The organism is Nonomuraea sp. NPDC049480, assembly GCF_044465905.1.
Lineage (GTDB): Bacteria > Actinomycetota > Actinomycetes > Streptosporangiales > Streptosporangiaceae > Nonomuraea.
Window position 1 is genome coordinate 14,201 of the sequence record NZ_JBITMD010000028.1, and the last position, 12,898, is coordinate 27,098.

12 protein-coding genes are annotated in these 12,898 nt (G+C 70.3%); 6 read left to right on the plus strand and 6 right to left on the minus strand.

The window, feature by feature from the left end; all coding sequences use genetic code 11:
• Positions 1 to 6 precede the first annotated feature (6 nt).
• Positions 7 to 2,079 (minus strand): prolyl oligopeptidase family serine peptidase, encoded by a 2,073-nt coding sequence (locus tag ACIBX3_RS49110; RefSeq protein WP_397127616.1) that lies wholly within the window; start codon positions 2,077 to 2,079, stop codon positions 7 to 9.
• Between the two features lie 44 nt (positions 2,080 to 2,123).
• On the opposite strand from ACIBX3_RS49110, the gene mshB reads away from it, so the two are divergent.
• The 4 genes from mshB to ACIBX3_RS49130 all read left to right on the plus strand — a co-directional run bounded on the left by mshB (position 2,124) and on the right by ACIBX3_RS49130 (position 4,215).
• Positions 2,124 to 3,029, plus strand: a complete 906-nt coding sequence (gene mshB, locus ACIBX3_RS49115) for an N-acetyl-1-D-myo-inositol-2-amino-2-deoxy-alpha-D-glucopyranoside deacetylase (RefSeq protein WP_397127617.1) — start codon at positions 2,124 to 2,126, stop codon at positions 3,027 to 3,029.
• 11 nt (positions 3,030 to 3,040) lie between these two features.
• Entirely contained in the window at positions 3,041 to 3,463 is a 423-nt protein-coding gene (locus ACIBX3_RS49120; RefSeq protein ID WP_397127618.1) for a DUF6113 family protein, read from the plus strand.
• 17 nt (positions 3,464 to 3,480) lie between these two features.
• Positions 3,481 to 3,975, plus strand: coding sequence for a flavin reductase family protein (locus ACIBX3_RS49125; protein ID WP_397127619.1), 495 nt, complete (start codon positions 3,481 to 3,483; stop codon positions 3,973 to 3,975).
• Positions 3,976 to 4,044: 69 nt separating this feature from the next.
• A complete protein-coding gene (locus ACIBX3_RS49130; RefSeq protein ID WP_397127620.1) occupies positions 4,045 to 4,215 on the plus strand; it encodes a hypothetical protein in 171 nt (56 codons plus the stop codon).
• 62 nt (positions 4,216 to 4,277) lie between these two features.
• Here ACIBX3_RS49130 and ACIBX3_RS49135 read toward each other — a convergent pair whose 3' ends face one another.
• On the minus strand, positions 4,278 to 4,445 hold the full coding sequence (locus ACIBX3_RS49135; RefSeq protein ID WP_397127621.1) for a hypothetical protein: 168 nt from the start codon (positions 4,443 to 4,445) through the stop codon (positions 4,278 to 4,280).
• On the opposite strand from ACIBX3_RS49135, the gene ACIBX3_RS49140 reads away from it, so the two are divergent.
• Complete coding sequence (locus tag ACIBX3_RS49140; RefSeq protein WP_397127622.1) at positions 4,435 to 5,169, plus strand: hypothetical protein; 735 nt, start codon at positions 4,435 to 4,437, stop codon at positions 5,167 to 5,169. The two genes, ACIBX3_RS49135 and ACIBX3_RS49140, sit on opposite strands and share 11 nt — an antisense overlap.
• A 59-nt stretch (positions 5,170 to 5,228) precedes the next feature.
• Entirely contained in the window at positions 5,229 to 5,654 is a 426-nt protein-coding gene (locus tag ACIBX3_RS49145) for a hypothetical protein (RefSeq protein WP_397127623.1), read from the plus strand.
• A 113-nt stretch (positions 5,655 to 5,767) separates the two neighbouring features.
• Here ACIBX3_RS49145 and ACIBX3_RS49150 read toward each other — a convergent pair whose 3' ends face one another.
• From ACIBX3_RS49150 to ACIBX3_RS49165, 4 genes are all read right to left on the minus strand, one after another.
• Positions 5,768 to 6,694, minus strand: coding sequence for a hypothetical protein (locus tag ACIBX3_RS49150; protein ID WP_397127624.1), 927 nt, complete (start codon positions 6,692 to 6,694; stop codon positions 5,768 to 5,770).
• Between the two features lie 117 nt (positions 6,695 to 6,811).
• Positions 6,812 to 9,307 (minus strand): penicillin acylase family protein, encoded by a 2,496-nt coding sequence (locus ACIBX3_RS49155; protein WP_397127745.1) that lies wholly within the window; start codon positions 9,305 to 9,307, stop codon positions 6,812 to 6,814.
• Between the two features lie 285 nt (positions 9,308 to 9,592).
• Positions 9,593 to 10,951 carry a cysteine--tRNA ligase gene (gene cysS / locus ACIBX3_RS49160; protein ID WP_397127625.1) on the minus strand — a complete coding sequence of 453 codons (1,359 nt, stop codon included), beginning with the start codon at positions 10,949 to 10,951 and terminating at the stop codon, positions 9,593 to 9,595.
• A 53-nt stretch (positions 10,952 to 11,004) separates the two neighbouring features.
• Positions 11,005 to 12,849, minus strand: a complete 1,845-nt coding sequence (locus ACIBX3_RS49165; RefSeq protein ID WP_397127626.1) for a sigma factor-like helix-turn-helix DNA-binding protein — start codon at positions 12,847 to 12,849, stop codon at positions 11,005 to 11,007.
• Positions 12,850 to 12,898 lie beyond the last annotated feature (49 nt).

Below are 12,898 nucleotides of genomic sequence, written 5' to 3' on the forward strand. Positions count from 1 at the left end.
CGCGGGTCACGAGGTCACGCCCAGCGACCGCTTCAGGAACTCCACCTGGAGCAGCAGCAGGTTCTCCGCCACGACCTCCTGCGGCGTCATGTGGGTGACACCCGAGAGCGGCAGCACGCTGTGCTGGCGCCCAGCCGCGAGCAGGGCCGAGGACAGGCGGAGCGTGTGGGCGGCCACGACGTTGTCGTCGGCCAGGCCGTGGATCAGCAGCAGAGGACGTTCGAGCTTGGCGGCGTCCGCGAACAGCGACGACTTCTCGTACACCTCGGGCTGCTCGTCCGGATGGCCCAGGTAGCGCTCGGTGTAGCACGTGTCGTACAGCCGCCAGTCCGTCACCGGCGCCCCCGCCACGGCCGCGTGGAACACGTCGGGACGCCGCAGCACCGCCAGCGCGGCCAGGAAGCCGCCGAACGACCAGCCGCGAATGGCCACCCGCGTCAGGTCGAGGTCGTCGGAATACTGCTCCGCCACGCCGTGCAGGGCGTCGATCTGGTCCTCGAGCGCCGGGGTCGCCAGGTCGTTGAGCACCGCCCGCTCGAAGGCCGTGCCCCGGCCCGGGGTGCCCCGCCCGTCCGCCACGACGACGGCGAAGCCCTGCTCGGCGAACCACTGGCTCTCCAGGAACGCACCCCGCCGGTTGAGCACCCGCTGGGCGTGCGGGCCGCCGTACGGGTCCATGAGGACCGGCAGCTTGCCCGAGCCCTGCTCGTGCCACGACGGCAGCACCACGGCGGTGGCCAGCTCGCGGCGGCCGGAGCGCCCGATCGAGACCCGCAGGTCGAGCCCCGGACGCTCGGCGTACGACGGGATGGGCACCGCCATGCCGTCCCGGCGTACGACCGTGGTCGACACGCCTTCGGTGTCGAGGCTCTGCTCGCTCAGCACGCCCACCCCGCCGGACATCCGCCCCGAGAACACCCCGGACCGGGTCGAGACCGGCAGGAGCGAACGCCCGTCCCAGGTCCACAGCTGGATCTCGGTCGGGTCGCCGCTGGCGCTGAACAGCACGCTGTCGTGATCGACGTCGAGCACGGCCCGCACCTGCAGCGTCGGCGGCGTGACCGCCCGGTCGCCCACGAACAGCCGGTGGCCGCCCTCGGCCCCGGCCACCCAGACCAGCGATCCGTCGTCGAGGTGCGCGGGCACGCCGGTGACGATGTCGGCCCAGGCCGGGTCCGTGTCCTCGCGGACGAGTGCGGACACGCCCGTCGCCGGGTCCACCGTGAACAGCCGCATGGTCCGCTGGTCGCGCGTCAGCGTCACGATCGACAGCGCGTGCTCGTCCCATGCGGCCGTGGCCAGGTATTCCTCGTCGTACGGCACCGCGACCCGCGACCCGTCGAGCCCCAGCACGTGCAGCTCCGTGACCGCGTTGGGCGTGCCGGCGGCAGGGTAGCGCTGGGCCGTCGCGGGCCGGTCGGGGTTGGCCGGGTCGGCGATGTGCCAGATCCGGACCGGGGCCTCGTCCGCCCGCTCCACCAGCAGCGCGTCGCTCGACGGCGCCCACCAGTAGCCGCGCATCCGGTCCATCTCCTCGGCGGCGATGAACTCCGCCAGCCCGTACGTCACCGTCTCGGTCTCCGGCGTGGCCAGCGCCCGGTCCTCGCCTGAGGACAGGTCCTGCACGCGCAGGGCGCCTCCCGTGACGTACGCGACATGTCGCCCGTCGGGGGACAGGCGGGGGTCGATGACCGCGCCCGGCGTGTCGAGTTTGCGGGCCTGGCCCGTCCCCAGCTCCACGACGTACAGGCCGCCGGACAGGGCGAAGCAGGCTCGAGTCGCCGGGCGGTCGGTGGCATAGGCCACCACGCCGCCCGCCGCCTCACGGCTGCGCTCCCGCCTGGCCCGCTCCTCGGGCGGCAGGTCCTCCTCGTCGCCGTGGAGCGTACGCGGATCGACGACCAGGCGTTCGACGTGAGTCTCCGTGTCGAGCTCCCACAGGCAGGTGACCGGGTCGGTGCCCGACCGCGTCCGCAGGAAGATCACCCGGCCGCCGTCGGGGGAGATCGTGAAGCCCCTGGGCACTCCCAGGGTGAACCGGCGGGTCCTGGCGGACAGACGCGGGAAGCTCTCAGTCATAGGCACAATCCTGCCAGGAACAGGGCCTTGTTACGCTCGTGGCCATGACTGATCGACGCCTCCTGCTCGTGCACGCCCACCCGGACGACGAGTCGATCGGCACCGGCGCGACCATGGCCAAATACGCCGCCGAGGGCGCCCACGTCACGCTGGTGACCTGCACGCTCGGCGAGGAAGGGGAGGTCATCCCCGAGGACCTCGCTCATCTGGCCGCCGACCAGGACGACGCGCTGGGCCCGCACCGCATCGGCGAGCTCGCCGCCGCCTGCCAGGCGCTCGGCGTCGAGGACCACCGCTTCCTCGGCGAGCCCGGGCGCTGGCGGGACTCGGGCATGATGGGCGTGGCGTCGAACGACCACCCCAGGGCGTTCTGGCAGGCCGACCTCGACGAGGCGGCGGGCGAGCTGGTCAAGGTGATCCGCCAGGTACGCCCCCAGGTGCTGGTCACGTACGACGACAACGGTTTCTACGGCCACCCTGACCACATCCAGGCTCACCGTGTTTCGCGCAGGGCGTTCGAGCTGGCCGCGAAACCGGACTTCGGCGAGGGCGAGCCGTGGCAGATCGCGAAGTTCTACCACACGGCCGTGCCGAGGTCCGTCATGCGGCGCGCGGCGGAGGCGCTGCACGAGGCGGACGTCGAGTTCATCGTCGAGGACGTCGACGACATGCCGTTCGGCTGCCGCGACGAGGACGTCACCACCGAGATCGACGCGCGCCCGTGGATCGTGAACAAGCTCGAGGCCATGCGCGCGCACGCCACCCAGATCAGCGTGCGGGGCCCGTGGTTCGCCCTGTCCAACAACATCGGCCAGGAAGTCCTGGGCGTCGAGCACTACGTCCTGGCCATCGGGGTGCCCGGCCGGCCGGTGCCCGGGCCGCCGATCGAGGCCGGCGGCCTCGGTGAGCCGCACAACCGGGAGAACGATCTCTTCTCGGGCATCCACTAACCTCAATCGACATGGAGCATCGCAGCCAGGCCGAGTCGGCGCTGGGTGGGGCGGCCTACGGCATGCTGTTCGTGCTGGGGGTCGTCATAGGGGTCGTGGGCGGCTTCACACATCCGGATCCGGCGTGGCAGGTGGGCCCGGTCCCGGTCGCGGCCGTCATCTGGGTGCTGGCGCTGTTCGCGGTGTGCCTGGGGGCGGGCAAGCTGATGCGCGCCCGGCTCGGGACCGTCGTGACGGCGGTCGGGTGGCTGCTGGTGACCATGCCGTTCACGTTGGAGCTGGGGGCCGGGGACCTCGTGATCGCCCAGGGCGCTCCCGGCTATGTCTACCTGTACGGGGGGCTCGCGGCTCTTGTCGCGGCTTACCTGCTTGCGCCATCGTCAGGTGGGGAATCGTGGCTCCTGCGAGGGTACCCTCCGAAGAATCCCATGTAGCGGCATAAAGTAACTTCGTGCATTCGATAGAGCGGCACGTGGACCCGGAAACGTATCGCAAGGTCGTCGGCCGCTTCGCCACAGGGGTTGCGATCGTCACGACCAGCCAGGGCGAGATCGATCATGCCATGACGGTGAATTCGTTCACGTCTGTTTCGCTCGAACCGCTGCTCGTGCTGTTCTGCGCCGAGAAGGTGGCCCGCTTTCACGACGCGGTGCTGGAGTCCGGGGTGTGGGGGGTGTCCGTGCTGCCCGCCTCGATGGAGGACGCCTCGCGGTTCTTCGCGCACCGGGGGCGGCCGTTGAACGGGCAGCTGTCGCGGTGGCCGCATCATCGCGGGGAGTCTGGGGTGGCGTTGTTCGACGACGCGATCGCCACTCTGGAGTGTGCGACGACGGCCGTTCACGGGGGCGGGGACCATTCGATCGTGGTGGGCGAGGTGACGGCGCTGGACACGCCGTCCGACGGAGCGCCGCTCCTCTATCACGACGGCCTGTACAAGCGGCTCTGATCGTCCGCTGTTTCTTCCGCCCTGCCCCAGGAGTACGAGGCCCGGACCGGCGAGGTCTGGCCGCTCAACGTGGGGCAGGTCTACACGACGCCGCCGCGGGACGAGCCGTTGATCAAGGTGCTGGTGGGCATGACGGTGCCCGGCGCGCTCGATGCGGCGGAGGCACGGCTCACGGGGCTGACGGCGCGCGCAGCAGCGCGCCTTGGGACGCTGGCCGACGACGTGCTGTGCGGCCGCTGAACGGATCGGGCCAGGCCCCGTGGTGGCCTGGCCCGATCATCAGGTTGGTCGGAATCCTCCTGCTACTGGGCGGGAGGGGTGACCGTCTCCGTCGGTGTCGTGGTGGGGGTTTCCGTTGGGACGTCGGTGGGCGCGTCCGTCGGCGGCAGCGTGTCCGTCGGGACGTCGGTGGGCACGTCGGTCGGCTCCTCCGGCGGCGGGCAGACGGGGATCTCCTCCGTGGGGGTCACCGTCGGCGGCAGCATGTCCGTCGGGGTCGAGGTCGGGGTCACGGTCGAGGTCGCGGTCGAGGTCGGTGTGGCCGTCGAAGTCGCGGTGGGCGTCTGCGTCGGGCTCACGGGCGGCGTCTCCGTCGGAGTCGTCGTCGGTGTCTCAGTCGGGGTCTCAGTCGGTGTCACCGTCGTGGTCGGCGTCCCCGTGGGGACGTCGGTCGGCGAGAGGGTCGCCGTCGGCGTGGGCTGGCAGGTGAACGTCACCGTGACCGTGGGGCCCGGCTCCGTGACCGTCACGGTCGGCAGGGGCGTCACGGCGACGGCGGGTTCGCCCCTTTTCTTGTACGTGCCCCAGCCCAGCCTCTTCGTGGATTGTCCAGCTCCTGTGGTTACCGGGATGTCGGCGGTCACGGTCTTGCACGACCTGCGCTTGCACACTCGCTGCTTGACGCTGAAGATTGCGGCTCCGGTGTACTCCACGGAGACATCCAGATGGGAAAAGCCTCTCTTCTTGGTCACCGCCGTCGTGACGACGAAGTCCTCGGCCGGCGGTGTCGCCGTCGGCGTCGTCGTCGGTGGTGGTTCGGTGGTTAACGCCACCTTCGCGTCGATGGGAGTGGCATTGAATCGTAGGGGATCGGACGCTGACGTCTGGGTGAACGCGACTCCGCCGGCTCCTGCCAGTGCGACGGTGCCGAGCAGCGCGCCCAGGATGGAGAATCTCATAATCCTGCTCTTGTAGGAGATTTCAGGACCCTGGTCATTATTCCGACATGTCAAGATTGGTCAAGACTGAGACGCATGGACAGGCGCTTTCGGTTCCGGCGCGCGGCGAACTACATCAATCTCGCCACGCCGCTCGGTTTGCTGATCTCGATCATCGGCGGCGCCACCCGCCGACCTGGCCCCAACGGGCTCATCCTCGCCTTCGGCTACCGTTACCGTTTCCCCATCGCGGGGGCGTTCACCGTCGGGAACGTCGTCCTGACCAGGTGGGACTCGCTGAGCGACCGGTTGCTCCTCCATGAGGAACGGCACGCCACGCAGTGGGCCTGGTGTGTCGGGCTGCCCATGCTGCCGCTCTATTTGCTGTCCATGCTCGTCTCGGTCGTGATCTGCGGAAACCAAGCGACCTACAACGTTTTCGAGCGATTGGCCAATCTGGAGGACGGCGGTTACCCCCGCGCGCCGCTTTGGTGGAAGAGACGCGGGGGCAGCCGAGGTTGACTCCTCCAGTCAGAAAACGCGCTTGGGCACGGCGTGCGGCCGAAGGCCAGCGCGGGGACGCGGGCAGGCCGGCCGGGCCATGACGCCGAGGTCGAGCGAGGGGCGTGGCTGGGTCAACGGCGGTCTTTCTGGAGACTGCCGGTTGTCTCCTCGTGGCTCGGGTCCTCGGACGGTCGTTGTCCGAGACGGCTGTCAGACGGCCACCGTCCGAGTCGGCTGTGAGAGGGCCATCGTCCGAACCGGCCGAGCGCGAGGACGGCGATCGCCAGGCCCGAGATCGCGCCGGCGCAGAGCATGGACGCGGTGGACGGGCTCACGACGGTGACACCGGCCAGGGCGAGAGCGGATACGGCCGTGGCGAACCCGGCGTACGTCCAGACCGCGAGGCGTACCAGGCGGACACGCAGCTCCTCCGAGGGCAGGGCGCGGGCCAGGAGCCAGGCCAGCGCGAGCAGCAGCAGGACGCCGTGCATGAACACGGCGTGGGCCGGCTTCAGCGCGGCGGCCACGGTGTACGCGAGCTGCTGGTTGCCGGTCACCACCTCGACGACCCCGCGTGCGATCATGACGGCGCCGAAGACCAGAGCCGTGAGGAGGGTCGCGAAGCCCGCGCGCACGGCCAGCCGCATGCTCGGCGCGAGATCCGGGCCGGCGCGGAAGGCGGCCACGGTCATGGCGATCGCGACGGCGACGAGCACGCCGCCGCCTGCCGCCAGCGTCCTCGCGACGGCCGCGTCGACGGCGGTCTCCATGTTGAAGTGGGAGGGCACGCCGCGCCACGCCTGGACGGTGATCAGGGCGACCTCCATCGCCGACGCGGCAGCGAAGGCGCCCAGCCAGAGGGAGCGGGCGCGGAGCCGTACGAACTGGGAGACCCAGGTCAGCGTCAGGACGCTCAGCCCGAACGACACCCCGAACGTGAACGGCTTGCGCCACGACACCGCGCCCTCCCACGGCCCGCCGTCGACGACGAACACGCCCAGGTGGACCAGGCCCGCAAGGAGGAGCAGGACGCCGATGAGATACCAGACGCGATTCATGCGGCCATGCTGTCAAGCCGGGCCTGCCCCGCGCGTCGGCCCAGGGGTTGGCTCGCGGCTACGACGACGGTCGTACGCGCCGAGGCCCAGCACCGGGTCCTGCGGTCGGACACACCCTCAGGGCGTCAGCCTGAGGGTGTGCAGGGCCGCCTTCCTGACCGACTCGGGCTTGGAGTGCATCGGCAGCAGGCCGCCCCCGGCCCACACCTCCGCCTGGTCCCAGTAGTTCTCATGGAAGGCGTGCCCCGACGCGCCCGTCAGATTGATCCACTGAGAGTTGTCCATGTCGGACAGATCGACGATCATTCGCATTGACGGCACGGCGGTGACCTCGTAGTCGCCCTGAACGTTCCAGCCCGTGGCGTTCACCGCGTCCTTGTTCCCCGGAACGGCGAACGGCCCGCGGTTGAACAGCGCCTCGACCGGCGCGATCCCCGAGGTCCCCAGTGAGCCGTTGACCAGCTCCAACCGGTGCAGATCGCCCCACCGCCACGACGCGACGTCCTCCCCGAGCCGGTCCGCCAGCTCCTGGTACGCCGACGCCAGCGCCTGCCGCAGGATGTCGTCCCGCGTCTCCGTACGGTTCTTCGTGGTCACGTCATCCCAGAAGGGGTCGTCCGGCAGTTGGAGCAGCCGCCTGATCACCTCATACCAGCGGTCGCCGCCGCCGGGCCTGGCCCCCTCCGGCAGCTCGTCGTTGAACGTCAGCATCAGCACCTGGCGCCAGACCGCGTTGAAGTACGCGGCCGCGGCGGAATCGACGCCCTGCGTGCCGTCCCACGACTTCAGCAGCTCCCTGGCCTGCCCGCCGGGGCCCGCCAGATCCACCTCCATCAGCGCCGGGACCAGCGTCTCCGCGAAGCCGTTGCGGGTGTCCTGCTGGATCGCGGTCATGGCCGCCGCGTCGACCTTGCCGTTCTCGATCGCGGCCTTGACGAGATCGCGGATGCGCTCGGAGCGGTAGCCGTACGCCCAGTCCTTGGTCAGCAGCGGTTTGTACCGTTCGGGGTCGATGACGGCGTTGTTCGCCGTGACGATGAACCCCTCCGCCGGGTCCTCCACCGACGGCAACTGGTCGTACGGGATGGGCGCCGCCCGCCAGTCGTACTCGCCCGTCCACCCGGGGACCGGCCAGGTGCCGTCCCCCTTCGCGCGCACAGGGATGCGCCCGGGCGCCTGATAGCCGATCTTGCCGGACGTGTCCGCGTACACCAGGTTCTGGGCGGGCACCTCGAACAGCGCCGCCGCGGCCTTGAACTCCTGCCAGTCGGTGGCCTTGTTCAACGCGAAGATCGCGTCCGCGCTCCTGCCCGGGGTCAGCGCGGTCCACTGCAGCGCCACCGCGTTCGCCTCGCCCGTGGGCTTGGCGGCGGACATCACCTCGTTGATCAGCGGCCCGTGCACCGTGCTCCGTACGGTGATCGTCACGGGGGAGCCCCCGGCCACCTTGATCTGCTCCTGCCTGGTCTCCAGCTTCACCTGCTCGCCCTTGTACAGGTACGTGTCGCCGTCCACCTGCTCCAGGAACAGGTCGGCCACGTCGGGTCCCAGGTTCGTGAAGCCCCACGCGATCTTGTCCGTGTGCCCGATGATCACGCCGGGAACGCCGGAGAACGTGAACCCCGTCACGTCGTACGGGCACTCCTCCGTGACCTTCTGGCAGTGCAGCCCCGCCTGGTACCAGACGGACGGCAGCTGCGGGGACAGGTGCGGGTCGTTGGCCAGCAGCGGCTTGCCGCTCTTGGTGTGGTCGCCGGAGATCACCCACGAGTTCGACCCGACGCCCTCGCGGTCCTCGGTGCCCATCGTGCTCGGCACGGAGTCCAGCGTCTTGGCGGCCTGGGTGAGTGCGCCGGTGCCGGCGCGGCCGCGCAGGCGCGGCTCGGCTCGCTGGTCGAAGCGGTCCTGGTCGATGGTGCCCTGCGTGACGATCGGGGCGTGGCGGTCGTACGGGTAGGCGGGGTAGAGCTGCTCGACCCGCTCCCTCGGCACTTTGGCCGCGATCAGGGCGCGGTCGATCTCGTCCTCCATGTTGGAACGCAGGTCCCACGCCATGGCCTTGAGCCAGGAGAGCGAGTCGAGGGCGGTCCACGGCTCAGGCCGGTAGTCGCCGTTCTGGATCTTGATTACGGAGTATTCGAGGCTGCGGTCGGAGGCGTTCGGGTTGGCGCTGAGCCAGGCGTTCACACCCTTGGCGTACGCGTTCAGGTAGTCCTGCGTCTGCTGGTCCAGCTCGGGGAGCTCCCGCTCGGCGACCCTGCGCCAGCCCATGGTCCGGAGGGCCTTGTCGGTGTCGAGGGTGGAGCTGCCGTAGAGCTCCGAGAGGCGGCCGGCGGTCATGTGGCGCCGGAAGTCCATCTCGTAGAAGCGGTCCTGGGCGTGGACGAAACCCTGGGCCATGAAGAGGTCGGCGGCGCTGGCGGCATAGATGTGCGGGATTCCCGATTTATCACGATAAATCTCTACATTCCCGGTTAAACCGGGCAGCCGCAACGTCCCCTCCACCTGCGGGAACGATTTCCGCACGGTGTACACGAGGACCCCTGCCAGCACGAGCGCCAGGGCGAGAAGAACGGTCAACACCCGAGCGAACCACCGCAACGGCCGCGGCATCCACGCATAGGGCCTCACCGACACCTCCATCTTGCCGAAAACTGGCACTAAGTCTGGCAGCCCGCGATCACTCCTCTGGCCGCATTCACGGCCCTTCGCGGCGGACTTTGAGCCGGGCGGTCACGGCAGGCTTCCACCACCTCACCCGCCGTAGAGGTCCCGAGGCTTTTGGGAAGGAATGGGTGGATCGCCGGACCGCGGGCCTTCGGAGGGCCGCGTCCCAGAGGCGTGAGGGCGGGAGGACGCGGCGAGGAGCACAGGCGGGGATGGTACGGCGGGTATGGGTCAGACCCAGGTCTGGCCTTCGGGGGTGTCCGAGACGCGGACCCCCATCGCGGCCAGTTCGTCCCGCAACCGGTCCGCCTCCTTCCAGTCCCCGGCCTCCCGCGCCCGGGCCCGCGCTTCCAGCAGTTCCCCCGCCCCGGCGGGCAGCACGGGCACCTTCCCGATCTCCGTGGAGAGATCCAGCCCGAGCACCTGATCCACATGCAGGAACGACTCCAGCTTCGCCCCCGGCGCCACCGAATCGTCCCGCTCCAACTCCCGCAGCACCCGCAACGCCCCGGGCGTGTCCAGGTCGTCGTCGAAGGCGGCCTCCACCCGCTCCACGTACGCACCCGCCATGGGCACGCTGGGCGACTCGGCCCATTCGGCCACCCGCGCCCGCCACCGCCGCACCGTCCGGTCGGCGGCCCGCAGCGTGTCCCACGTCAGGTTCAGCTGCTGCCGATACCGGTGCTCCAGGAACGAAAGACGCACGGCCAGCGGATCGAGCCCGGCCGCCGTCACGTCGGAAAGCAGCACCACGTTCCCCGTGGACTTGGCCATCTTGCGTCCGTCGAACAGCAGGTGCTCCCCGTGCACCCAGTGCCGTACGACCTCCTGCCCGGCCGCCGAGTTGGACTGGGCCCGCTCGTCCTCGTGATGCGGGAACCGCAGGTCGATCCCGCCGGTGTGGAGGTCGAACGGCGCCCCGAGGAACCGCAGCGACATGGCCGAGCACTCCACGTGCCAGCCCGGGAAGCCGCGCCCCCACGGGGTCTCCCAGGTCAGCTCTCCCTCGGCCGGCTTCCACAGGGCCCAGTCGGCGTGGAAGCGCTTGCGCGGGTCGACGGCTTCGATACGGTGGGCAGGCTTCAGCGCCTCCAGGCGATTTCCCGAAATTTCGCCGTAGGTGGGAAATGTTCGTACGTCAAAGAACACCGACCCGTCCGGCACCACATAAGCGTGCCCTCGCTCGACCAGCTTGGCGATCAGCTCCACCATCAGGTCGATCGTCTCGGTCGCGCGCGGCGTGTGCTCCGGTGGCCGGATGTTGAGCGCGGCGGTGTCGTTCACGAAGGCGTCCTCGTAGAAGCGCGCCAGCTCGCGCACGGAGCGCCCCTCCGCCTGCGCCTGCTGCACGACCTTGTCGACCCCGGAGTCCTCCGCGAGGTGGCCGACGTCGGTGATGTTCTGGCAGGCGAGCACGCGCACGCGCCGCCGCTCCAGGACCCGCCTGATCAGATCGGACAGCACGTAGGTCCGCAGGTTGCCGACGTGCGCGTAGCGGTAGACCGTCGGCCCGCAGGTGTACATCCGCAACGCCCGTCCGGGGGCGAGCTCCTCGACCTGCCTGGCACGCGTGTCGTAGATCCGCAACATCTCCCGAGCTTAGCCCGGCGGCACACGCGCGGTGAAACAGGCTTCGCCCGGTGTCATCCGCCCAGGAACCCGAGGATGTCCCGGTCGCCGCGCTCACGCAGCCTGCCCAGGATCTCCTCGCGCGTCGCCGTGTCGGGCACCCCGATCCTGGCCCCGATCAGCCGCAGCCCTTCTATCTCCGACGCCACGGGCGCGGTGTAGCCGATCAGGTAGAGCGCCCGGTTGAGCGGCGGCATCCCGACCGGCGCGGCCGGCAGGTGGCGGGTCAGCAGCTCGCCGCCGTCGGACACGGTCAGGAAGATGTGGTCGCCCTCGGCGGCCCTCGACTCGGCCAGGATGTTCCTGATCGACCCCATGGTGGGCTGGTTGTGCCAGCTGATCACCACGTCCCCGGACGGCGCCGAGGCGGTGAGCTGCCCGCCGGGCGCCATGCCCAGGTACGCCGCGAACCCCGTCGGCAGGGGCGACCCCGACCCACGCAGGTGCTCGGCGTTGACGTCCACCCGGTGCCACCAGCGCCCGTCCCGCGAGCGGAAGCTGCGCCGGGTCAGCGAGACGTCCTTTCGCGGCTGGTACGGCTCCGCCTCCCCGCCGCCAGAGGTGCCCGCCACCCGGATCCAGCCCCGCTGCGTCCGCTCGAACCCTGGCCCGCCCGAGTACGCCCGTACGGAGCTCTCGCTGACGTCGTACTTCGAGGTCAGGCTCGTCACGATCGTGCTCACCGACGCCTCGCCGCCGGCCCGCTCGATCTCCCTGGCGATCATCTCCCTGATCCCCAGGTACTCGTCGCCGCCCCACCGGGCCAGCCCGTACTTGTTCCGGTCCACCCGCAGGAAGCGCTCGTCGGCGGTGAGCTGGTTACGGATGCCGACCAGGCTGTAGTCCTCGCCGATGCGTTCCTGGATCTCCTCCGGCGCCAGCGGCGTGCCCGCCACCGCCAGCACGGCCTCGGCCTTCTCGTTGATGCTGCGTGGCCACGGCACCACGTGCTGGCCGAGCACGCGCAATTGCGGCACGTCCAGGATCCACCGCTCGGCCACGTCCTCGCGCACGCCGAGTTGCGCCACCATGGAGACCGCCTCGCCGAGCGGGCGCGGCCCGTCGGCGAACAGCTGGCGGGTCTTCTCCCTGAGCTCGTCGGCCCCGCCGGCCACGAGCCACCCGTCGGACTGGTCGTAGCCGGTCAGCAGCGTACGCACGAACCGCCACGCCGGGATCCCGAGCGTCCGCAGCTCGGCCCGGTGCCACGGCACGGCGGCCTGCAGGTCGTCGGCCGGGACCGCGGAGCCGAGGCGGGTACGCAGCCACGCCACGTGCGCCACCAGCGCCGCCGCGTCCGGACCGCCGAGCCAGGCCTCCACGTGGTCGCGCAGGTCGCGCTCGATCTGCCTGATCCGCTCCCGCGTCACGGAGAACCGCTGCGCCAGCTCGTCGAGCGTGGCCCGCTGCGCCGCGTACAGCCGGTCCCTGGCGATGGCCCGCTGCCGGTCGTCCAGTCCCGCGAACAGCTCGTCGATCACCTCGGGCAGCGGCTTGTCCGGCCTGGACGGCGTCGGCACCGTCTCGGGCGCGGGCTCGAGCAGCCGCTCGAACACGCCGGTGAACAGCTTCTGCACGACGTCCTTGCCCAGCGTCTCCGGCGTCCGCTCGGCCTCGGCGGGGTCGGAGAAGCGCAGCAGCGGCAGGATGTCGCCGAGCTGCAGGTGACCCCAGCAGGCCACGGCCAGATCGGCCAGGTGGCCCGCCACGGTCTGCGTGCCGACGATGGCGCACGCGCGATCGAGGGGAACCGCCTGCCACCAAGCCCCGGGCAGCTGCGGCTCCTCCACGATCGGCGCGACTTGACCAGGAGAGGTCCAGCGCACGGGTGGCGCGAGGTCGCTCAGGCTCAGGTTCATTGAGGTCCAACCGGCAAAGGGAATATATTTCCGCAGTTCAGACTATGTG